The following is a 22,336-nucleotide window of genomic DNA, read 5'->3' on the forward strand; positions in this document are numbered from 1 at the left end:
TTGCAAAATCCTCATTGTACATACAGTAACGGATCGACAGGCTGACTATGCTTGACGATCTGAAAATGAAGATGAGGCCCCGTGCTTCTTCCCGTGCTTCCCAGAAGGCCGATGGTCTGTCCTTTACGGACTCGTTCCCCCGGAGTCACCTGCATACCGCTCAGGTGCATATACCAGGACTGGAATCCGTCAGGATGCTGGATGATAATGCACTTGCCCCGTGCCCCGCTGGAGGCTGCCTCCAGCACGGTGCCCGCTCCTGCGGCATAGACGGGATCACCCGTTTGTCCGGCAATATCCATGCCCGAATGGAAAGCCGATTTGCCCGTAAACGGATCGCTGCGATAGCCGAAGCTGGAGGTCATCTGGCGTGAACTGACAGGCCAGGCCGAAGGCTTGCCTTGTTCGGCAAGCGCCAGTCTGCGGGTCTGGAGCAACTGTGCGGCTTGCTTCTGCTCAAGGTTCTGCTGTACGGCGTTCGCCTGCTGAATAGAGCGGGGAACCGTGCGCTCTACCGTGTCCAGCAGGGATTCGATTTCCTGAAAATCATCCATGGCTTGACGAGTAAGCATGGCTGTATTTTCATGTACTGTAATCAATTCACCCCCGGTATAGCCGGAGGCATCCCAGGAGAGTGGGGTCATGGCCGCTTTGCTGCTGCTGGTGGCAGAGGATTTTCCGTATTTACGAATAAATTGCTGCATTTGCTGCTCCAGTTCCGTTACACGCTGGAGGCGTTCGCGAATACTGGTGGCCTGATTCGTCAGCTTCATGACTTCGCGGCGCAGTCGCCCGATTGCCGCATCCTTGTCCGCTACCGTAACCTCCATCTGCAAGCTCTGGACAGCAAGATTCGTTTCCATTTGGGAGATAATATGGGAAGAACGGATTTGCAGCCCGATCACGAGTGTAGAGATGGACGCGATCACAAGGGTCGGGACGAGAATGACAGCGGCTGTAGAGCATTGTAGCTGCTTGGGCGGTTGCTGTGCATCTCGAATGACGAGCAAGGTCATCCGGCGATTTAGGCTTCCTTTTTTCATAATCGCTCCTTTCTGGACATCGCTCCTATCCTATAGTGCTTGGTTACTATCTATTCAGCTTAAGGGGCAAACATGTCAAAAAAATTGGAGCTTGGTATAAAACGTAGATGTATAAGGAGGCTTAAACATGCTGTGGTTGCTGTTGGTTTTAATTGTTTTTATTTTTCAGACCGGGACGATCCTGCTCTTTGAATTTCGCAAGCCGTCCAAGGCGGTAGCCTGGCTATTTATTTTGTTCTGCTTCCCGCTTATCGGCTTTGTCGTGTACTACTTTGTTGCACAGGATTATAAGAAGCGCAAAATGGTGCGAAAAGGGGGATCACAGCTGTTTCGTGAATTCCGCGAGCGCCTATGGTCGCAATCGAGGGTGATTGAGAATGTGGAACAAATGCATAATCCTCATTTCAAGCAACAAGAGCGTCTCTTTAACCAGCTCATCCGTATGTCGGAAAATCCGTTGACCGGCTGCAATCGCACACATGTGCTAACGAATGGGGAGGAAACCTTCGAGGCGATGCTGACAGCGCTGGAACGGGCGCAGCATCATATCCATGTAGAGTTTTACATATTCCGGGCGGACGACATCGGTATCCGGTTTCAGGAGGTCATGATCCGCAAGGCGCGCGAGGGTGTGAAGGTTCGATTCGTGGTGGACGGCGTGGGGAGCTACAATCTGCCCTATTCTTTTATTCGTGCCTGTAGTGAGGCAGGTGTAGAGTTTCATTATTTTCTGCCCCCGTTTTTCGCGACGCTGGATCGCCGGATTAACTACCGTAACCACCGTAAAATCGTAGTGGTGGACGGACTGATTGGGTTTGTTGGAGGAATCAATGTGGGCGACGATTATCTCGGCAAATACCCCAAGGTGGGATTTTGGCGCGATACGCATTTGCAGATTGAGGGAGATAGCGTCTATTTTCTGCAAAATGCTTTTTTGAGCGACTGGAAGCTGGCCTCCGGGGAACGGCTGATGGATGAGAATTTATTTCCACCGCATTCCTGTGAAGGGGATGAGGAAGTACAGATTTTGAGCAGCGGCCCCGATCAGGTATGGGATACGATTCAGGAAATGTGCTTTGGTGCGCTGGCGGTTGCCAAGAAGCGGATCTGGATAACCACACCGTATTTTATTCCCGATTCGGGGATTTATGAAGCGCTTAAGCTGGCGGCGGTCAGCGGCGTAGATGTGCGAATTATTATTCCATACAAATCGGATTCAAAGCTGGTGCATCTGGCGTCCCTGTCCTATGTGCAAGAGCTGCTGGAGGCGGGTGTGGAGTTCTATCAATACCGCAAAGGATTTATTCACGCTAAAGTCATCATTGTGGATGATTTGCTCGGCTCGGTCGGGACCGCCAATATGGACATGCGCAGCTTTTTCTATAATTTTGAGTTGACCGCTGTACTCTTTGCCCGGCCAGCGCTGGAACACCTTTCGGCCGATTTTGAAGAGGACCTGTCCAACTCCTCGCACATCGATTTAAAGGTGTTCCGCAGACGGCCACGATTACAGAAAACAGCTGAAATTCTGGCTCGCATGCTCTCTCCGCTCCTTTAAAGGCGGTTTTCGCCGTTTTTATCAATATAATCCCGCTTTATTGAGATTTATGTGCTTTTTGCTAACTTTTTTGCGCAAAATCACTGTTTTATGGTATAGTATTCATATAACACAAGCGCGGTAAAGGAGAAGGGACTGCGGAATGCAGCCCCTTTTTTGGTCCAATATACCATACTGTAACGGGGGGATTTATATATGAGTGTAGTGAGCAAGGAAGTCCAAAATCTGTCTGAGATCACAGATGTGACCGGAGAGTTGACCAAGATCAGCAAAATTCCAGCCAATCCTAAAAACAAAGCAAAACGCCTGTTTCAGCGTGCGGCCATGATTATTTTCGGTGCAGCGCTTATGGCAGTGGGCCTCGAGATATTCCTGGTTCCTAACGGCGTTATCGACGGTGGGGTCACAGGTATTTCAATTATGGCCTCCAAGATTACTGGCTACCCGCTCGGCATTTTCCTGACCCTGTTGAACCTTCCATTTTTGGTTATCGGCTACAAGCAAATCGGTAAAACCTTCGCTTTATCCACATTATTCGGCATTATCGTGATGTCTATCGGAACCACGTTACTTCACAGTGTAAATGCGTTAACCCCTGGCGAACCGCTGTTGGGCGCTATTTTTGGCGGTGTCATTCTCGGCGTTGGGGTAGGTCTCGTCATCCGGTCCGGCGGCTCGCTGGATGGAACAGAGATCGTAGCTATTCTCGTCAGTGAAAAAACTCCTTTTTCGGTCGGTGAGATCGTACTTTTCGTTAACATCTTCATTCTGGGCAGCGCAGGCTTTGTATTCGGTTGGCCGAATGCCCTGTATTCCATGATTGCTTATTATATTGCGATGAAAATGATTGATATTACCATCGAAGGTCTGGATCAGTCCAAATCGGTCTGGATTATTAGTGAAAAATACCGCGACATCGGGGATGCCCTGACGGACCGTCTTGGACGGGGTGTAACCTATCTGGAAGGTGAGGGCGGCTTTACAGGCGAAAGCAAGAAAGTCATTTTCGTCGTCATCACCCGTCTGGAAGAAGCGAAGCTGAAGAACATCGTTGAGGATTGGGACCCGCATGCCTTTGTGGCAATTGGTAACATTCATGATGTGAAGGGCGGACGCTTCAAGAAAAAAGGAATACACTAGCGCAAGGGGACGATTCCTCGGCCGATTTTACGGCTGTGGAGTTCGTCCCCTTTTTTTATTTGGCGCGCATATGCTTTAGAACATCCTCGATGGGCTGGGGAGGGACCTTGGCGATCAAGTCGCCCACCTGATTTAGCCGTTCCTCAATATTCAGCAAATGATAGTCAAGCGGCGATACGTTTTGTCGTACCTCGTCCCATGTTAGTGGGGTGGATACCGTAGCGCCAGGGCGTGCCCGCGGGGTATAGGGAGCGGCCAGGGTTTTTCCTTGATAATGCTGCAAATAATCAAAATAGATAGCATTTCCCCGATCCTTTTTTAACCGTTCCAGTGTGAACAGATGAGGGTGCTTTTCGGTCACGAACTGTCCCACCAGCAGACCGATGCTGCGAAGCTCGTCGAAGGTGATACCTGTGCGGATCGGGACGATAATTTGTACACCCGTGGCCCCGGACGTTTTGGGTACGGATTCCAAACCAAGTGAAGCCAGCACTTCACCGACGATGGATGCCGCTTCCATAATGCGTGGCTCCACTTCTCTGGAAGGATCAAGGTCAATCATCCATTCACACGGTAGCGTGCTGCCCGCCTGATGCAGGGAGGGATGAAACTCCAGCGCGGCCTGATTGCCGAGCCATAGCAGTTGCGGTAGCGTACCAAGCACCATATATTCAATGCCGTCATGCAGGAAAGTCTCGATGTAGTCTGGACGGGGCTGCGGGGCATTTTTCTGGTAAAAAAAATCCCCGTGAATGCCGTGCGGCCATCGGATGACGGTCAGCAAACGGTTGTGGCTATATTTGAGCAGAAAAGGAGCCAGCACCGCAAGCTTGCGAAGATACAGCGCTTTGGTGATACCAGCTTCGGGCCACAGTGGTTTATCCGGATTGGTGATAGGAATTTCCAGACCTTCGATGGTAATGATGCCTTTAACAGCTTGTCCCATAACGCTACGCTCCTTCTTTTAACCTGTTATAAGCTGAGCTTGAGAAATTCACATGGAAACGGAGTAGGCGGAATGATGTACCTGTAGATGTAGTTATGGATTAACATGAGCGTCATGTACAGAAATTATCCGTCAAAGGGATTGACAAGATACAATATGTATCATAAATTTATAATAAAATACGTAGTGTATCTATTAAATGTCTTGAGCAGAGGTAGAGGAGGAGTTTCCTTGATTGATAAGCAAGGCGAGGGACTGGTTTTCCTGCTTAGTGTCCCCCGAAGTGGAAGCTCGCTAGTGACTACCATTTTGCAAAACCACTCCCGCCTGTTTGCTACGCAGGAAATGTGGTTCCTGCTCAGCCTGTATGATCTTCCCCAGTCGCAAACACGTCCCTATGGGGGAACTGGAATCATCCGGCAGTTTTTTAACGGTATGGTTCCTCCGCACGTATTGGAGCAGGCTTCCCGGTCGTATGCACTTGAGATCTATAACGGTCTGCTTGAAGGGACTAAAGCAAATATGGTTATCGACAAATCCCCGCGTTACTATACGGTGCTGGAATTTATAGACCGTCTTTTCCCGGCAGCCCGCAGGGTATGGCTTATCCGTAATCCTTTATCTATCGCGGCTTCATTCAAAAAAGTTAATCAGATGCGCAGCGAACGCTTTCATCTGCTGGAGGAGCTGGAGAGCCCGCATTTTAATATGAAAATGACGGATATTACGGTCGGTTTGTTCCGTTATGCACATTATTTTGCTACGCCTCATCCGCTTGCATACCCGCTTGTGTATGAACAACTTGTAGCCAACCCAGCGGTGGAGATCGGGAGGCTGTGCGATTTTCTGGGTGTCGATTATGAACCAGGCATAGAAAAGTACGGGGATTTTGCGGATACACCTAAATCCAGTCTATTTTACAGCATGGGAGCGGGTGATCCGTTCGTGGGGGAGCATGAACAGACGCATCTGGACTCGGTACATAGCTGGCAACATCTGTTGAACAAAAAGGAAATCGAGCTGTACTGCAGAAGCATCGGAGCTCGTATGTTTACACAACTTGGCTACGGGGAAGCACTGGAGCAGGCCGAGCATATCACCGGGGTAAGGTTTGAAGAGGAAGCCGATGTGGAGCTACTAAGTCGGCGTACGAGCCAGTTTCTCCAGCAAAGCGGCTTTGAGTGGAAGAACGCTTATCGGATGCTGGAAAAGCAGGATGCGGATAACAGGGGATTTATAATAAAAGCAGAACAGCATCCTGTACTTCAAGATTCTCGACAGAATGATGCTGTACAGGTTGTAAATGATAGACGTCTCCAATCGCTGGAAAATAGGCTGGCACATAGCTATGAGGAGCGGAATCGTCTTATCGCACAGCTCCAAACCTACCAACGCAGAAATCAACGGCTCCGATCTCGTATCCCCTTTGCTCGTCATTTGGGTCGCTGGGCGTCTGTAGCGCTATCAGGTATGGAAAAAGAAAAAGGGGGGAAAACGTGAGTGCGATTGCCGGAATATACAGCTTCGGACATGAGCCCGTATGCACCGAAGAAGGCGGTAAAATGATGCAAGCTCTGCGAAAATATCCCGCCGACCGCGTTTGCGCCTGGTGTGAGGGTTCCATATTCTTGGGCTGCCACGCGCAGCATGTGACACCGGAATCCGTCCATGAGCGTCTCCCTTTCTATGACGAGGAACGGAATTTGGCAATCACGGCGGATGCGATTATTGACAATCGTTTCGAGCTGTTTGAACGGCTGGGGGTGGGACAGGAACGGCGGCACGACATCACGGACAGCGAGTTGATTTTGCTGGCATACGACAAATGGGCCCTCGACGCGGCCCGCTATCTGATAGGCGATTTTGCCTTTGTCATTTGGGATGCCGGGCGGCACAGATTATATGGCGCTCGTGATATGGCAGGAAGCCGCACGCTGTATACATACCAACATGACCGAGGGTTTGCATTCAGTACAGTAGTAGCCCCTCTTCTGACGCTGTCTTCCCTGCAAAAAGAATTGCATGAGCCGTGGCTGGCGGAATTTCTGTCGATCCGCGCCATGCAGGAATCCGTCGATATTGGGACTACTGGCTACAAGCATATAAACCAGCTCCCGCCCGCCCATTGGTTCACCATGGAGGAGGGAAAGTCAACCATCCATAAATATGCTTCTTTGGATGATGTGGAGCCGCTGCGGCTCAAAACCGGCGGCGAGTACGTGGAGGCTTTTCGCGAGGTATTCTCACAGGCGGTGAATGCCAGATTGCGCACGCATCGTGGCGTGGGAGCGGCCTTGAGTGGCGGTCTGGATTCCGGTGCGGTTGCCAGCTTTGCCGCACCGTCGCTGCGATTGCAGCAAAAGCCTCTTCATGCGTACAGCTATGTGCCCGTACAGGATTTTACGGATTGGACACCATCGACACTGCTGGCAAATGAACGGGCTTATATCCAATCCACGGCTCGATATGTGGGCAACATTCACGAAAATTACCTGGATTTTGAGGGGAAAAGCCCATTTTCAGAAATTGATATCTGGCTGGAATTGATGGAAGCTCCCTATAAATATTTTGAAAATTCGTTCTGGATCAGAGGCTTTTATGAAAAAGCACAGGAACAAAATGTGGGTGTGCTGCTAACCGGAGCGCGAGGTAATTTTACCATTTCGTGGGGGCCTGCGCTGGACTATTATGCCCGTCAGCTTCGTCGTTTGCACTGGCTGCAATCTTTTCAGGGATTGTGGCAGTACAGCAAGCTGACTGGAAGGCGAGTATCGCATTTATTACCCGTGATGCTGAAAAAAGCGACCTCGCTCGATTCTCGTTCCTGGTTACGCGGCGGTAATCGGAGTCCGGTTCCTTCGCTCATTCACCCGGAGTTTGCCAAGCGGATGAATGTGGAGGACATTCCGACTTTGAGTGGAACCGGATGGATGAAGAATGCAGATCAGGCGAGAAAAGAAAAGTTCACGAATTTGGCGATTGCGAACAAAAATGGTGTGGTTGCGACCAAACTGTCGCTGCGATACGGACTGTGGGAACGTGATCCGACCGGAGACAGCCGGGTGATCCGCTTTTGCCTGTCGGTGCCCTTTGAGCAATACGTGCAAAACGGCCGGGATCGCGCACTTATTCGCGGAGCTATGCGGGATTATTTGCCCGATGATGTCCGGTTAAACCAGCGTGTACGCGGTGTCCAGCCTGCAGATTGGCTGCACCGTATGCTCCCCTGCTGGGAGACGTTTATGGGAGAACTTCAACTGCTGTGCCATGATTTACATGCCGCCGAATTTCTGAATATCGATGTCATTAAAACGGCTATGGCGAAGTTTCGTCAACCGCGACCGGAGCAGGCGTCCGATCCCAGCATACGGCTGCTAATGCACAGTCTGATTGTGTACCGCTTTATACGCGGATTTAACTGATCTGGTCAGACAGATACGTCGTTCGTTGGAGGGGAGGTGATGACATGAGTAAAAAAGAATGGCAAGAGCCAACCATAGAGGTACTGGATATTAACCAGACGATGGCAGGTAAGGGCTGGAAACAGATTGACTGGGTATCTGACCACGATGCCGATTTGTATAACCCAAGCTAGAGAGTGGCAATTATTCAATACACAGCCGTCTTTATTTCTTGGGGGTTGGAGACTTTGCTCGAAGAAATAAAGGCGGGATTTTTAAAGGACAGAGGGAGTGAGTCCTATCGTGCATGACAGGAGTACCAATGTTAACCTGACAATGTATACAGCCTTTGGACTCAAACTTGCCAGCGAGCTGTACCTGCCTGAATTGATACCCGCAGCGCCGGGAGCGGTGGAGGATGTGGTCATTCGTCAGGCTGATTTGACAGCATGGAGCGATCAACTGGAGCAGGCTAATTTTGTGATGCAGGGTGACCGCTTTATGTTCCATATACCGGACACAGCCATTTACGCCGTCTGGGGAGGCAGGGCAATTGAAGTATGCTCTTACTCTGGCGCTGATCCGGATACGGTGCGGTTGTTTGTGCTGGGCACATGTATGGGTGTCCTTCTGATGCAGAGACGGATACTGCCTATTCACGGGAGTGCGGTAGTTATCGGAGGCAGGGCCTATGCTTTCGTGGGCGAATCCGGAGCAGGAAAATCGACGCTGGCTGCTGCTTTTACGCAGGCAGGCTATCGGATGGTCAGTGATGATGTTATTGCTATGCAAGCTACGGCTTCCGAAACTATAGTCTATCCGGCTTACCCGCAGCAAAAGTTGGGTCTGGAAAGCTTGCTCCAGCTGAAGGCTTTACAGGGAAATCAGCATGCACGCAAAAGTAATCACGGGCTTGTTTTAATGGACGGAAATCCTGCGATGCTCAAAAATGGACATTTGCGCAAGCTTACAGGTGAGCTGAATAAATATGCCGTGCCGAGAGTGGATTACTTCCACAACAAACCGCTTCCCTTGGGAGGTGTATTCGAGCTGGTGGCAGAGTCCCCCAACCGTGAGTTCCAACGTGAAGGGGAGTTGGCGGCGGTTACGGAGCAACCTTTGAACATGCTGGAGTTCTTGCATACGTTATTGCTTCATACATATCGCAGGGTGATCATTCCGCGAATGAGTCTGGGTGAATGGCATTTTGGAACGGCAGCCCGGATGGCCCGGCAGGTGGAGGGCTGGCGACTACTGAGGGATAGCTCTGCTTTTACCGCGTCCGAGGTTGTAGATCGGGTACTTGATATCATTCGTAAGGAGGAAAACAGCTATGGCAGCTACTCATTCGACGAAGGATCATGACCGTGTCATTCACGGTGAGGAAGTCTATGTCAGTGACATGGACGGGGAAAAGGTCATGATGAGCATCAACACAGGAAAATATTATAATCTCGGCTTCACGGGAGGACGAATTTGGGAACTGGCGGAATCCTGCCCTTCACTCGGGGAGATCGTAGCTGCTCTGACGGATGAATATGAAGTGGACGAGGAACGGTGCAGACAGCAGGTACATACCTTTGTGACTGAACTGGAGCGGGAAGGACTGCTCAAGCTTTTGCGGGAGACGGTTTAAAATGTGGCTTCAACGCCTTCGTCGTCTATCCCCGGAGGTCAGGAGACTATTGCCGGAAGCCTGGCTGCAACTGGGATGGGCGCGTCTTCACCAGCATCGTCCGTTTGAAGATTATGCACGCGGCTGGGGTATACGGATGGAAGAAACCTCTTGGGAGTGTGATGCCCGGCAGAAGCAAGCCGTTCGGCATATTTCACATGCTGTGGAGTTGGCAAGTCGGTATACCCCTTGGCGCAGTAGCTGTCTTGTGCAGGCTGCCGCCGCAATGACGTTGCTGAGTCGCAGAAAGCTGGACTGCACGCTGTATCTTGGCACAGCCAAGAATGCTGCGGGACGTTTGGCGGCACATGCCTGGGTGCGGAGTGGACCGATTTATGTTACGGGCGAACGGGAGATGGGGGCGTTTACCGTGGTGGGCACCTTCGGCAGGCGTGCTGTGACGGACCCAAATACGAAGATTGCTAAAAGCATGTCCACCCATACTGTTCTGAAACCTGACCGCTGGAATGAGGATCAGGAATTGACGCTGCTGCTCTTTTTACTGCGAAAAGATGCCACTTCAAGGCTGGATGCAGTCCATGCTGCTTATCTGTATGGATTCGATTGGACCCGCTTGTTGCGGCTGGCAGAGCACCATCGGGTGGTACCTGCGGTATATCTCCAGTTGAAAAGAATAAATCATCCGGCCATTCCTGCTGAGTTGCTGCGCAACCTTCAGGCGCAGTATCACCGGAACACTCTGCGTATGCTACACCTGCAGGCGGAAGCCGGACGTGTGACTAGGCTGCTCATGAATCATGGCATCCGTGTACTTATGCTCAAGGGTCCTGCCTTGGCGCAGCAATTGTACGGGGATGTTTCACTGCGTACCTCCAAGGACGTGGATTTACTCATTGCCCCGGACGACATGGATCAGGCGGAGCATTGGATGCGGGAAGCCGGGTATGTATCCAAAAGCGGAGAAGCACGTGTCCTGGGCAGTTGGAAATGGAAGGACCATCATGCGTCCTTTCTTCATCCGCATAAGCGGGTAGAGATAGAGCTGCATTGGCGGCTCCAGCCGGATGCAGGCGGAGAACCTTCATTTGACGAGCTGTGGGATCACAGGCAAATGAGTGAAGCCACAGCCACAGGAGCACCCTGTATGTACACGCTTGGCAGCGAGCACCAGTTTCTGTACCTCAGCGCACACGGGGCGCGTCACGGCTGGTTCAGGCTGCGCTGGCTGGTTGACATCGACAGGCTTGCGGTACGCGCCGTCGATTGGGAGGCGCTTCTGCCGATGCTGCGCCGATACGGGGGCGTGCCTGTGGGCGGGCAGGCTTGGGCGCTCGCCGCCGCGCTGCTGGGCACCTCGGTACCAGAGCCGCTGCGTCAGGTAGCGGCTACCCGGCAGGCGCACAGGCTCGCGCTGAGCGCGCTGGACTTCATTCAGGCCAGCGTACCCGCGGAGTACCCGGTAGCCGAACCAGCTACCCACCAGCCAACCAGTCGATCCTATTTGCTCTCCCTAAAGGGGCCGAGCCACCGATTGATGTACCTGATCAGCCGTTTGCTTCCTTCTACGGGCGATCCGGCCGTTTTACCGCTGCCTCGTCAGCTGCATTTTCTGTACATCCCTCTACGTCCATTTCTCTGGCTAAAACGGCGATTCTCAAAGCACTGACCTGATAAGGAGCGTGCATTATGTACCACCTGCGATTATATATGACCAAGCTGTACGCCGTGAATGGCGGTGCTTTATTTCTCAATATTGGATGTATGATCATCGTCAGCTTGCTGGAGGGGCTGGGTATTTACATGCTTGTTCCCATGCTGGCGGCTATCGGCATATTTGGCGGTCATGCAGGGATACCCTTCCTGTCAGGCGGATTTGATCTTTTCTTGTCAAACATCCCTAAAAGCTGGCTGTTGCCGGGAATGCTGCTGCTTTTTGTGTTACTGCTCATAGGGCAGGCACTTCTTCAGCGTTACCAATCCATTCTGAATTCGCGGATTCAGCAACGGTTCATGCGTTCCCTTCGAATAGACGTGTATACCTCCTTTATGAAGGCCCAGTGGACTTTTTACTTGCGTCAGCGAAAGTCTGATTTCAGTCATGTGATGACGACCGAGCTGGCGCGTGTTAGTCAGGGAACCAATCTGCTTCTCCAGCTCACCACAGCCGTTATTTTTACGCTGATTCAGATTGCGCTGGCTTTTTGGCTGTCTCCTTCTTTAACCGGGCTGGTGTTCCTGTGCGGATTGGGGTTGTTTGTCGTCTTTCGCCGATCCATTCAAAATGCTAAACAACTGGGCGACCGTACCACCGAGCTGTCGCAGGTTTATTTTGCCGGGATCACCGACCATATGAACGGGATGAAGGATATTAAAAGCAATCTGCTGGAAGCTGCGAATATAGACTGGTTTCGATCTTTGACCCAACGTATGGAGGACAACACAACCCAGTTTGTACGGCAAAATGCCACCACACAATTTTTTCACCGCACGGCGGCTGCCGTGTTTATCGCTTGCATCATGCTAGTGTCATTGCAATGGCTACACGTTTCTCCTGAAAAGCTGATTGTGCTCATCCTTATATTTTCTCGCTTATGGCCAAGGTTTGCCCTTATTCAAGCGAGTCTGGAATATATCATGTCTATGCTGTCTGCTTTTGAAAGTGTGACCAAGGTACAGCAGGAATGCGAAGCTTTCTCAGATCCATCGCTGACTGCACTTACAACCTTTGAGACTCGCATTCCAAGCGATTTATCGGTAACCCATAAATCTGTATCTGCATCTACAACTGCATCTACAACTGCATCTACAACTGCATCTGCACGCCAGCCCTTGTATCTTCGTACGGGCATTGAATGCAGTGGTCTGGATTATCGGTATGATGGTACAGCAGAGCTTGCATTACACCAAATAAATCTGTTCATCCCCGCTCAGGGAATGACGGCTATTGTGGGGAAATCGGGCGCAGGCAAAAGTACAATGGTTGACGTCCTGATGGGATTTTTACGACCAACTCGGGGCCAGATTAAAATGGACGGACATGTGCTGGACGACGAGCTGTTGCCACAGTGGCGGCAGTCGTTTGGGTATGTGTCGCAGGACCCTTTTTTGTTTCATGCCACTGTCCGTGAAAATTTGAAGCTGGCCGATGCGAATGCGAGCGAGCAGCAGTTATGGGAAGCGTTACATTTTGCAGCCGCAGATGGCTTTGTTACCAGATTGCCCGAAGGGCTGGACACGGTGATCGGGGATCGCGGCATTCGCCTGTCTGGAGGGGAACGTCAGCGGTTGGTACTAGCGCGGGCTGTCCTGCATCGTCCTCCGGTACTCATTCTGGATGAGGCGACAAGTGCGCTGGATGGGGAGCATGAAGCCGATATTCAGGCGGCGCTGGAGCGGATGAAAGGTCAAATGACGTTGATCGTCATTGCTCACCGTCTGTCGACCATTCGTCATGCCGATCAAATTGTCGTTCTGGAACAGGGCGAGATTATACAGCAGGGGAATTACCGCCAATTGGTACAGGAAGAGCGGGGGGCGTTCAGTCAACTGCTGTCATACCAAAGCAGTGTCATCGCCACCCCTTAGCTGCCTGTTCTGTTGGCCTGCTTAAATTCCTATTGCATGGTGAATTGAGATGTCGCAGTCTCAGGTTTCCTTGCGTTTGGCAGTACTTCTTTTCTTTTTGATCGGAGTCGAAGGAACGGCATCTCCTGCCACCGCTTGTTGTGTTGTGGTGGCTGCTGTTTTACGCGCAGGGCGTTTTTTTACAGCGGCAGGGCCAGGATCGGTAACGACAGGCTTCACTGCCTCGATGCTGGCCTGGAGTGCAGCCATCAGGTCCACGACATTGGTCTGCGGCTGAGACGGAGCGATTCGGATCTCTTCTCCAGCCACTTTATGCTGAATGAGGTCCAGCAGACGCTCGCGGTACTGGTCCGTGTATTTTGCTGCATCAAAAGGCGTGGATAGCTGCTCAATGAGCATTTTTGCCATCGTCAGCTCCTTCTCTTTAACTTCCTCCTGCCCCGGCAGATTAGGAACCTGGGACACCGGGCGAATTTCATCCGGGTAAAACATCGTCTCCACCGCCAAACATTCATCCAGCACACGAATAGCCGCCAGACTGCTTTTGGATCGGATTGAGATTTGAGCAATGCCAATTTTTCCGGTATCCTTCATGGCATTCATAAGCAGTTTGTAAGCATTGGAGCCTGCCTGATCCGGGGACAAATAATATGTTTTTTGAAAATAAATTGGATCAATCTCCTGCAAGTCCACAAAATCCAAAATAACGATATTTTTATCTGCTTGTCCGCTGATTTGCTCCAGTTCCTCTTTATCGAACATGACAAATTTCCCTTTTTCGTATTCATAGCCTTTTCCAATTTCCTCCCATTCGACCTCCTTGTCACAAACGGGACACTTTCGTACATAACTGAGCGGACTTCCGCATTCCTTGTGAATATAACGCATGGAAATATCTTTATCCTCTGTAGCCGAAAACATCTTAACGGGCACATGAACCAGCCCAAAGCTGATCGCGCCTTTCCAGACCGTATGCATACCGCCAGTCCTCCTTTTCTTTAATCCGCATTTTGTATCCTTCGATTCCAACGCTCGGCTGTGAGCATATTCATTTTTCACTTAGTATGCTTCGGAGAGCTACATCGCATAACACAATGATTTGAGGTTGTTAAGTTACATTGGGTATATTAAGATAAGGAATAATAAATAATCTTGCCATTTTATAAGGAAGGAGTGTTCATGTCATGAAGAAAAGATCATTAAATTTTATATCTTTTGGATATGGATACTCTACTGCTGTTTTTTTCTAAAATCATTTTTATGGGTGGAGTCTGCCTAAAAATGGTTAGGAGAAACGGTAGAAAAATTTTAAAATGACGAGGTCGATTAAATGAAAAATGAAAAAATAATTAGAAAAAATCCAGCAGGCATGCCAAAACCAGTAGGGAATTACACACATATAACTAAAATTCCCAGAAATTCAGAGCTATTCGTGACTTCAGGTCAAATTGGAGTAGATCAGAATGGCCAATTCCCAGAAAGCTTTAACCTGCAAATCAGCAATACTTTTAATAACATTAAATCAGTTTTGGACGCCGAACAATTAACCGCTGACAATATTATTAAAGTAAATGTTTGGGCAACTGAGCAGATAGATTGGGATTACATGTATTCCCAATGGGAAAAGTTATTCGGGAATGATTATCCTGCAATGACTATCGGCTACCTTACTGCTCTAGGATTGCCTGAAATAAAAATTGAAATTGAAATTTGGGCAGCTAAAGCATAAAAATAATACGTACCTCATTTATGGAATGGAATCATAGATAGCCCCGGTCTTCGTGAGAAGCTGGGGCTGTTTGATGTTAAAACTCACGAAAAATCCGCTTGCGCATGGTTGCAGCTTTTTTGGTGCATAGTAAGGCATATCCGATTCAAAAGGAGGTACACAATTTATGCCCGGAAAATCATATCCTCGGCAAATCAGACATCGTGTGGGTCAAAGCCATATCGCCTTTCGGGGACCCGCCGGAGGCGAACAGGATGCATTGCCGCCCGAGTTTGCCCTTTCCCATGGAATCCAGCCGCCTTTTCCTGTAGCTGTGGGTCATGTGGATTTGGAGGCTGTGGTTTCAACTTCGCCTTCTCATAGCATCCCTTCATTGGACGTTGAACGGATTATAGATGAGGACTAGGTGAACCTGTATTTCTGAATACATGAATACAAAACAAATCATCAGGAGGAGATCAGCATGAACGTGGAACGAGCAAAAGCGATTTACAATTCATCCGAAAACATTGCCGTGCAATTAGAGGGTAAACCGATCTGGATCGAGCATGTGGATGAAGCAAACGGTATGGCTACCGTACAGGTGGGAAGCAACCCTGGCAATACTCAAACCGTTCGTGTGGATCGTCTGGAAGAGCGATAGGAGATGGGAACCAAACATTTAGTCATTATCTATGGCCGTGACAAAAAGCCCAGAATGGTCCCACTCCAACAAAAAAAGGCTCGCAATTGCTCAATGAGCAATTAGCGAACCCTACTTGTAAAAATGAATGCGGTCGAGAGGACTCAAGCCTCCACGGGGGATTAGCCCACACGGACCTGAAACTTCTTCAGAGTCAGGCCCCATCTCCCCTTAAGGGCTTGTGCCGTTCCCATGACCTTTACACTGCAATGGCCTTCAAATGTGGTGAAACCATCAGTTCAGCCTCTGTCGCCATTTGAACGTCTTCCACCGACAAACCCGGAGCAATTTCCTTCAGCACTAGCCCTCTACCCGGAATAACATCGATGACAGCCTTTTCGGTTACTATGGTCTTTACAACATTTACAGCGGTCAGGGGCAGCTTGCATTGTTTCAGTATTTTCGGCGCCCCATTTTTGTTCACATGCTCCATGGCTATAATCACTCTCTTGGCTCCGACCACCAAATCCATGGCTCCCCCCATGCCCGGCACCTTTTTACCCGGGATCATCCAGCTTGCAAGGTTACCTTTCTCATCGACCTCCAGGGCGCCCAAAACGGTGATATCCACATGTCCTCCGCGGATGATGGAAAATGAAAGTGCACTGTCAAAAAAGCAAGCTCCTTCTACAGATGTAACGTAGTTTCCGCCTGAATCGATACAATCGAGTCTTTCTTTTCCCTGAGCCGCTTTGGGACCTACACCGAGGATTCCGTTCTCCGCCTGCAGCATAATATGAATGTTTTCAGGGATATAGTCCACCACCATTGTAGGCATTCCAACACCAAGGTTGACAACTTCGCCATCTTTGAATTCCTGGGCTATTCTTCGAACAATTAATTCTCTGTTATTCATGCGTGTCCACCCACCTTTACAATCGCGTCGACAAATATTCCGGGAACGTTGACATGATTGGGGTCAATTTCTCCCGTCTTTACGTATTCGTCTATCTGAGCCACTACATACTCTGCCGCTGTAGCCATAACCAAATTAAAATTGCGTGAAGAGCCGTTAATGACAAGATTCCCCTCTTCATCAGCCTTATGGGCTCTGATTAGCGCCACATCCGCTTTGAGCGGCAGTTCAAGCAAATATTCCCTTTCATCAATTTCTATTTTCTTTTTTCCTTCCTCTACCATGGTGCCTACACCTACAGGTGTTAAAACACCGCCCAAACCGGCTCCCCCTGCGCGTATTTTTTCAGCGAGCGTGCCTTGCGGGAAGAGCTGAACCTCTGCTTCTTTCGTCATAAGGAGCCTTCCCGTTTCCGGATTGGAGCCGATATAGGATGCAAAAATCCGCTTTACTCTGCCGCTTTTTACAAGGTTATAGATAGATAATTCCGGTGTGCCTGTGTCATTGGAAATAATCGTGAGATTGCCGGCGGAATTTGTGTCGACAAGCGCACGCACCAGATCCTCCGGAAAGCCTCCTGCCAGAAAACCTCCGACCATCACCGTGTCTCCGTCTTTGACCTTCTTAACTGCTTCTTCAGCGGAGATTACTTTGTTATTCATGGTTCCGTCTCCTTATATATATATTTTTAGGAAAGCAAACTTTATTGGAGATAATCGTAGAGGACTCTTCCATATGGAAGCGTTAAATCGGCAATAAAATGTTTTCCGCCAATATAAGCTTGAACCGGCAAATCTGCCACAGGAGCATTGACATGGGGAATCAGGCTTAATCTGGCAGGCCCTGACCAGGCGCCTTTTACAGTGATGGCTTCGAGATTATACGCTACTAACTGAGCAATTTTGGGGGTACCGTCAACATCAGGAATTAATTTTAAATTAACTTGTGTTTTTGCGATGGCTTTAGCCGTTTCCTGTTCATCAAGAATGTTATATTTGAAAGGCATGGTTCCCGTGGCCACCAGGACGTGATTATAATGCAATGTACCTGTAAGCGTCTCCGTATCCTCAACGATCAGATGAGGCTTCGCCCATTTTTTCGGAAATCCCCAGATTTCACGTCCCCCAAGAATAGCAGGCGCGTTATCCAAATACATTTGGGCAACAAAATTACAGGGTTCTCCTTGAAAAGTACACGGAATGACAATACCGCTTTCCTCATAGCTTCCTAAACCGGATGAATCGGGCATCTTGATCCATTCATAGGAAACAGTATTGCTTCCATCCGGCTGAAGAGGTTCCGGGACCGCTTGTCTAATCGCAGCGGGGTCGGATTCATAGGTAATGATAAAAAATTCCCGGTTGATGAAGCGGCATGGCGGGCGCCCATAACTGCCGCTGGCCGCAGGCATGGATTGGAGTGAAAGTACATCTTTTTGATTCATAGCGATCTCCCTTCCTTTTAAGAGGTAGTTCCAAAAGTCATCTTTTGAACACGCATTTTAAATGAGTGCATTTTCAACCAGCATCGCTATTCCCATTCCCGTTCCGATGCATAACGAGGCTATGCCGTAACGTGAAGATCTTCGCACCATTTCATGAACCAACGTAACCAATATCCTGGCACCGCTTGCACCGACAGGATGCCCGATCGCGATCGCGCCGCCATTGACATTCACCTTCTCCGGACTGACCCCAAGCTCTTTCAATACCGCTAATGCTTGTGCGGCGAACGCTTCATTAATTTCAAAAAGATCAATGGCATCGATGGATATTCCCTGTTTTTTAAGAAGTGACGAAATGGCTTTTACCGGTCCCATTCCCATATATGCAGGGTCAACGCCAACAAGTGAATAACCCTTGATATATGCCAACGGCTTCAACGCATGTTCCTTACATTTGTCTTCCGACACTACAAGCATAGCTGCCGCGCCATCATTGATCCCCGAAGAATTTCCGGCGGTAACCGTTCCGTTCTCCTTAAACGCAGTTTTTAAATGAGCAAGTTTTTCTTTCGTTGTATTTCCTCTTATGTGTTCGTCCTCCGTGAAATAAATAGTTTCTTTTTTGTTTTTGATCATGACCGGAACAATCTGCTCTTCAAAAACCTTTTTGTTTTTTGCTTCTAAAGCCTTTATCTGGCTTTCATAGGAAAACTCATCCTGCTCAAGTCTTGAAATTCCATATTTCTCGGCAACATTTTCTGCGGTAATTCCCATATGGTAATTATTGATCGGGCACGTAAGTCCGTCGGCCACCAGGGAGTCTACCAATTCACCGTTGCCAAGCTTGTAGCCGTTTCTTGCATTCCTTAGCAGATAAGGGGCGTTTGACATGCTCTCCATACCTCCGGCCAAGACGATGTTGCTTTGTTCGGCTAATATTGAATCGTAGGCTAAAGCAACGGCATGAAGTCCTGAACCGCAAACCGTGTTTATCGTTGATTCGGGTACATCAATGGGGATATCGGCTTTCAGTGCCGCCTGTCTGGCAGGATTTTGGCCATTGCCCGCCTGAAGAACATTTCCCAAATAAATTTGATCAATCAAAGCAGGCTCTAATTTACTTTGCTGAAGGCATGCTGTCATCACAATTGCTCCCAGTTCAGGAGCGCTTAGGGGCGCAAGGGTTTTGTTAAAAGAGCCGACCGCTGTTCTTAACGGGCTTACTAAAGCTACTTTTTTCATAAAAATTCACATTCCTTTCGCTGTGTTCAAGACACAATACATCCATGACTGCAATTCCATTCGTAATTTTCGCTCTTACCTTACGAAGTACAGCGACTGCAAGATACATTTGCATGCGGGCATATCATGGTGCCTAAGACGGTGGGTGTGACGGTGCGATCGCCTTCTTTCGTTGGAAATTAAAACCATTTTCATCATAGTCCCAATGCAGAATTTGCTCAATGTTCAAATATTTACATATATTTGTATACAGATGTTTATAAAGCCATATACTCCAAAATAAATAGGCCATTCTAATGTTTTCTGTTAATTTCTCGATTTTTCTGAAAATAATGATCACAAATTGGATTTTCTGTTAAAAATGAAATTTCTAATCAATACGTGAAAAAGACGAGGCCAATCGTTGAGTTTGCACACCTTCCTCTTAATCACGCCCTTCCTTTTCTTCGCAAATAGAACCTAACTCATCGCTGGGAAATAAAAAAAAGCCCTTCAGAATTTTCTGAAGACGGCTTTGCCTTTAAATATTCATGATCTTCGTCATAATTGTGCCAGCTTGCTTCTTGTTAACGGTGTCACCCCAATTACACAAAAAGCTCCTGAATCTCCACAGAAGGAAATTCAAGAGCTCTTTCATTGCTAAGTTGATGCGGCCTGAATAAGCGCCCGAAAAGGCGCTTTTTATATTGTTTAATTCAGGAAACAGGGTGTATAGTATGATTAATCTTTGAGGGAGGTGAGTCGTATGGACTTTAACATATGCTTGTTCGATGATTTTGAAACACTGGATGTATTCGGACCCGTTGAGATTTTTGGCCGCCTGCCTGAAGAGTATGACTTAAAATATTTCTCTATGAACGGGGGAATTATTGAGAGTCGGCAAAAAACCAAGATTGTTACAGAACCTATTGCACAAGCAAAGCCCGATGGCATATTCATGATCCCGGGCGGACAGGGGACAAGAAGTTTAATCCATGACGATCAATTTATGAAACAGGTCAAAGAGATTGCGGAACAGTCCTGTTTTTGTATAACCGTCTGTACAGGTTCTGCGCTGCTTGCTAAAACAGGCTTGTTAAAAAACAGGCGCGCCACATCCAATAAATTAGCCTTTGATTGGGTGAAATCCATCGACACGGAAGTTGACTGGATTCCAAAGGCAAGATGGGTAGTAGATGGAAAGTTCTATACTTCATCGGGTGTATCCGCTGGAATAGATATGTCCTTAGGCTTTGTTTCTGACCACTTTGGTCTTGAAAAAGCTCAACAGGTGGCTAATCAAATTGAATACATCTGGAATTCCAATAAAAATGATGACCCCTTTGCTAGATAAGTATATTGCAAGAGATAAGGAGGTTCGATGATGACATCTTTCGTGCTAGTTCATGGCGCATGGCATGGTGGATGGTGCTGGGAGCGTGTGGTTCCGCTGCTCGAAGCAGAAGGCCATTTCGTCACAACGCCGACGCTGACCGGGCTTGCCGAACGGGCACCCGCGCTCTCGCGAGACGTGAATCTGACGACGCATATCAACGACATTGTGGATCATATTCGGGCTGCGAATCTCGATGATGTCACCTTGGTCGGTCACAGCTACGGCGGGTTTCCTGCGAGTGCCGCAGCCCTCCAACTGTCCGATGTCGTCTCACATCTTGTGCTACTCGATGCTTTTCTGCCGGGCGATGGTGAGATGCTGCTGGACCATGCTCCGATACTAATTGAAGACTATGGCGCACAGGCAGCCGCAGATGAAAGCTGGAACATTCCTCCACTTCCAGCAGCTCTGTTCGGGGTCGGAGAGCCGGATCAGCCATGGGTTGACGCTCAGTTGACGCCGCAACCAGTGAATACATATTTCGAGCGAATGCGTTTTGAAAGCCCGTTCGATATTCAACGAAAATCCTATATACGTTGCACTCAGGCACCTGGAGATCTGCTTGAGCGATCACTGTCGCGCGTGCGGAGGGACTCAGGCTGGCGCTATATCGAGATAGATGCGGCCCATGACGTCATGATTAGCAATCCAGAGTTGCTTGCGCATGTGTTGCTCAAGCAACTCTGACCGCTCTGGATGGCGTCTGCGGTACGGGCTATGATACGTTGAAAAACGGAATGTAATTGTAAATAGCCTTGATCTTAGTGATAAGATGGGGCTATTTCATGCTCTTACGAAATTCAATTTGATATCTCCACGATTCTCTAGCCACAGCAGCTCGTTGAGTAAAAATGTCATGCTATCCATAGTATGTAGTCTTTCAATAGTATCCGATACAACTGTCATAAGATCACACTGAATGTTTTCTGCAAGTTGTAGTCCACCAATGTCACCGTCGACGAATAAGTGTGTATGTTCAGGATGGTCTATCTTAAGTACATGACGGAGCCACAAGCAACCATGCTCAATGTGAAAGAAGTAGTGTTCACCGTAAATAATTCCCTCAAATATCTCATACATATGTGATTGATCATAGGGTCCAAATACCATCGCTGCCCGTTCTAGTGCGAGTGAATTAGTTTCTGGTGCTATAAACATATAATTGTGCCTCCTATTGGATAGTTGAAAAATGCTTTGGAACTTTAACATATTGCTAATAACGAATGGTTTTGCTACGATGGGTGTACGTGAATATTAGTTAACATTTCAATATGTCAACATGTAGTGCTTATTTTTTTGGAGGGATTTCTATGGAACCTTTGAGTATACGTTGTCGCCTTGGAGAAATGATGAGAGAACGTGGATTACAAAACAAAGATGTAGTGGAGTTAACAGGCGTGAGTCGAAACACAATTACCTCGCTTGCTGGCAATGCCACCAAACGTATAGATTACGATACACTCGGTGCATTGTGTCGCGGATTAGGTGTTACTCCCGGTGATCTTCTGGAGTACATACCGAATGCCAAAGAAAGTACTGAATAATTGACATGGACCGTTACTATTAACGGTCTTTTTGCATAATATACTGGGCTGAGTAAACATATAAGGAATGTTTCGATGAGGAAAATTCTTTTGTTTGTCCCATGATCTCAATATTTGTTCTACTAGCAGCTTGTTCAAATAAGGTAATAACTTAT

General features: G+C 48.6%; 23 protein-coding genes and 1 pseudogene. 16 read left to right on the forward strand and 8 right to left on the reverse strand.

Features of this window, described 5'->3' with window-relative positions:
- Window positions 1–11: 11 nt before the first annotated feature.
- A complete protein-coding gene (locus tag ABIA61_RS11610; protein WP_283654980.1) occupies window positions 12–1,043 on the reverse strand; it encodes a M23 family metallopeptidase in 1,032 nt (343 codons plus the stop codon).
- 127 nt (window positions 1,044–1,170) lie between these two features.
- Between ABIA61_RS11610 and cls the strand changes: the two genes are divergently transcribed.
- Together cls and ABIA61_RS11620 are read left to right on the forward strand one after the other, a co-directional pair.
- Window positions 1,171–2,601: a cardiolipin synthase gene (cls, locus tag ABIA61_RS11615; RefSeq protein WP_404580757.1), complete on the forward strand. Its 1,431-nt coding sequence runs from the start codon at window positions 1,171–1,173 to the stop codon at window positions 2,599–2,601.
- Window positions 2,602–2,796: 195 nt separating this feature from the next.
- Window positions 2,797–3,741: a YitT family protein gene (locus ABIA61_RS11620; protein WP_283654982.1), complete on the forward strand. Its 945-nt coding sequence runs from the start codon at window positions 2,797–2,799 to the stop codon at window positions 3,739–3,741.
- Window positions 3,742–3,796: 55 nt separating this feature from the next.
- Here the strand turns inward: ABIA61_RS11620 and ligD are convergent, their stop codons facing one another.
- Window positions 3,797–4,687, reverse strand: a complete 891-nt coding sequence (gene ligD, locus ABIA61_RS11625) for a non-homologous end-joining DNA ligase (protein WP_283654983.1) — start codon at window positions 4,685–4,687, stop codon at window positions 3,797–3,799.
- Between the two features lie 231 nt (window positions 4,688–4,918).
- On the opposite strand from ligD, the gene ABIA61_RS11630 reads away from it, so the two are divergent.
- The 8 genes and pseudogenes from ABIA61_RS11630 to ABIA61_RS11665 all read left to right on the forward strand — a co-directional run bounded on the left by ABIA61_RS11630 (window position 4,919) and on the right by ABIA61_RS11665 (window position 13,309).
- Window positions 4,919–6,187, forward strand: a complete 1,269-nt coding sequence (locus tag ABIA61_RS11630) for a sulfotransferase family protein (RefSeq protein ID WP_404580758.1) — start codon at window positions 4,919–4,921, stop codon at window positions 6,185–6,187.
- The gene (locus ABIA61_RS11635; RefSeq protein WP_404520293.1) at window positions 6,184–8,109 is read left to right on the forward strand and encodes an asparagine synthase-related protein; all 1,926 of its coding nucleotides are present in this window, start codon (window positions 6,184–6,186) and stop codon (window positions 8,107–8,109) included. Before ABIA61_RS11630 ends, ABIA61_RS11635 begins: the two co-directional genes overlap by 4 nt.
- A 44-nt stretch (window positions 8,110–8,153) precedes the next feature.
- Window positions 8,154–8,282 (forward strand): paeninodin family lasso peptide, encoded by a 129-nt coding sequence (locus tag ABIA61_RS11640; protein ID WP_013369856.1) that lies wholly within the window; start codon window positions 8,154–8,156, stop codon window positions 8,280–8,282.
- A 109-nt stretch (window positions 8,283–8,391) separates the two neighbouring features.
- Window positions 8,392–9,453, forward strand: coding sequence for a dephospho-CoA kinase (locus ABIA61_RS11645; RefSeq protein ID WP_283654984.1), 1,062 nt, complete (start codon window positions 8,392–8,394; stop codon window positions 9,451–9,453).
- Window positions 9,422–9,724, forward strand: a complete 303-nt coding sequence (locus tag ABIA61_RS11650; protein WP_283654985.1) for a lasso peptide biosynthesis PqqD family chaperone — start codon at window positions 9,422–9,424, stop codon at window positions 9,722–9,724. Before ABIA61_RS11645 ends, ABIA61_RS11650 begins: the two co-directional genes overlap by 32 nt.
- A 1-nt stretch (window position 9,725) precedes the next feature.
- Window positions 9,726–10,187, forward strand: a pseudogene (locus ABIA61_RS11655) (lasso peptide biosynthesis B2 protein); the annotation flags it as partial.
- A gap of 6 nt (window positions 10,188–10,193) precedes the next feature.
- Window positions 10,194–11,390 carry a nucleotidyltransferase domain-containing protein gene (locus ABIA61_RS11660; protein ID WP_404580850.1) on the forward strand — a complete coding sequence of 399 codons (1,197 nt, stop codon included), beginning with the start codon at window positions 10,194–10,196 and terminating at the stop codon, window positions 11,388–11,390.
- A gap of 20 nt (window positions 11,391–11,410) precedes the next feature.
- Entirely contained in the window at window positions 11,411–13,309 is a 1,899-nt protein-coding gene (locus ABIA61_RS11665) for an ABC transporter ATP-binding protein (RefSeq protein WP_404580759.1), read from the forward strand.
- Window positions 13,310–13,369: 60 nt separating this feature from the next.
- Here the strand turns inward: ABIA61_RS11665 and ku are convergent, their stop codons facing one another.
- Window positions 13,370–14,287 (reverse strand): non-homologous end joining protein Ku, encoded by a 918-nt coding sequence (gene ku / locus ABIA61_RS11670; RefSeq protein ID WP_404580760.1) that lies wholly within the window; start codon window positions 14,285–14,287, stop codon window positions 13,370–13,372.
- Window positions 14,288–14,639: 352 nt separating this feature from the next.
- On the opposite strand from ku, the gene ABIA61_RS11675 reads away from it, so the two are divergent.
- The 3 genes from ABIA61_RS11675 (at window position 14,640) to ABIA61_RS11685 (ending at window position 15,681) form a co-directional block, all read left to right on the forward strand.
- The gene (locus ABIA61_RS11675; protein WP_044645187.1) at window positions 14,640–15,038 is read left to right on the forward strand and encodes a RidA family protein; all 399 of its coding nucleotides are present in this window, start codon (window positions 14,640–14,642) and stop codon (window positions 15,036–15,038) included.
- 166 nt (window positions 15,039–15,204) lie between these two features.
- On the forward strand, window positions 15,205–15,444 hold the full coding sequence (locus tag ABIA61_RS11680; protein WP_014280296.1) for a hypothetical protein: 240 nt from the start codon (window positions 15,205–15,207) through the stop codon (window positions 15,442–15,444).
- Window positions 15,445–15,501: 57 nt separating this feature from the next.
- Entirely contained in the window at window positions 15,502–15,681 is a 180-nt protein-coding gene (locus tag ABIA61_RS11685; protein ID WP_044645186.1) for an H-type small acid-soluble spore protein, read from the forward strand.
- 238 nt (window positions 15,682–15,919) lie between these two features.
- On the opposite strand, the gene ABIA61_RS11690 is transcribed toward ABIA61_RS11685, so the two are convergent.
- From ABIA61_RS11690 to ABIA61_RS11705, 4 genes are read right to left on the reverse strand one after another with little or no spacing between them, the layout of a single operon-like run.
- Window positions 15,920–16,576 (reverse strand): 3-oxoacid CoA-transferase subunit B, encoded by a 657-nt coding sequence (locus ABIA61_RS11690; RefSeq protein ID WP_404580761.1) that lies wholly within the window; start codon window positions 16,574–16,576, stop codon window positions 15,920–15,922.
- The gene (locus ABIA61_RS11695) at window positions 16,573–17,238 is read right to left on the reverse strand and encodes a CoA transferase subunit A (protein ID WP_404580762.1); all 666 of its coding nucleotides are present in this window, start codon (window positions 17,236–17,238) and stop codon (window positions 16,573–16,575) included. The genes ABIA61_RS11690 and ABIA61_RS11695 overlap by 4 nt, the downstream gene beginning before the upstream one ends.
- Window positions 17,239–17,279: 41 nt before the next feature.
- Complete coding sequence (locus ABIA61_RS11700) at window positions 17,280–18,020, reverse strand: acetoacetate decarboxylase (protein ID WP_283654991.1); 741 nt, start codon at window positions 18,018–18,020, stop codon at window positions 17,280–17,282.
- 57 nt (window positions 18,021–18,077) lie between these two features.
- A complete protein-coding gene (locus tag ABIA61_RS11705; RefSeq protein ID WP_283654992.1) occupies window positions 18,078–19,262 on the reverse strand; it encodes an acetyl-CoA C-acetyltransferase in 1,185 nt (394 codons plus the stop codon).
- Between the two features lie 745 nt (window positions 19,263–20,007).
- Here ABIA61_RS11705 and ABIA61_RS11710 point away from each other — a divergent pair.
- Window positions 20,008–20,595, forward strand: a complete 588-nt coding sequence (locus ABIA61_RS11710) for a DJ-1/PfpI family protein (RefSeq protein WP_404520277.1) — start codon at window positions 20,008–20,010, stop codon at window positions 20,593–20,595.
- A gap of 30 nt (window positions 20,596–20,625) precedes the next feature.
- Window positions 20,626–21,324 carry an alpha/beta fold hydrolase gene (locus ABIA61_RS11715; RefSeq protein ID WP_283656219.1) on the forward strand — a complete coding sequence of 233 codons (699 nt, stop codon included), beginning with the start codon at window positions 20,626–20,628 and terminating at the stop codon, window positions 21,322–21,324.
- A 96-nt stretch (window positions 21,325–21,420) separates the two neighbouring features.
- On the opposite strand, the gene ABIA61_RS11720 is transcribed toward ABIA61_RS11715, so the two are convergent.
- Window positions 21,421–21,795 carry a hypothetical protein gene (locus ABIA61_RS11720; protein ID WP_404580763.1) on the reverse strand — a complete coding sequence of 125 codons (375 nt, stop codon included), beginning with the start codon at window positions 21,793–21,795 and terminating at the stop codon, window positions 21,421–21,423.
- Between the two features lie 152 nt (window positions 21,796–21,947).
- Here ABIA61_RS11720 and ABIA61_RS11725 point away from each other — a divergent pair, with 152 nt between their 5' ends.
- On the forward strand, window positions 21,948–22,181 hold the full coding sequence (locus ABIA61_RS11725) for a helix-turn-helix domain-containing protein (protein WP_044645178.1): 234 nt from the start codon (window positions 21,948–21,950) through the stop codon (window positions 22,179–22,181).
- Window positions 22,182–22,336 lie beyond the last annotated feature (155 nt).

The sequence above is a fragment of the Paenibacillus sp. RC21 genome (assembly GCF_044907935.1).
GTDB lineage: Bacteria > Bacillota > Bacilli > Paenibacillales > Paenibacillaceae > Paenibacillus > Paenibacillus terrae_A.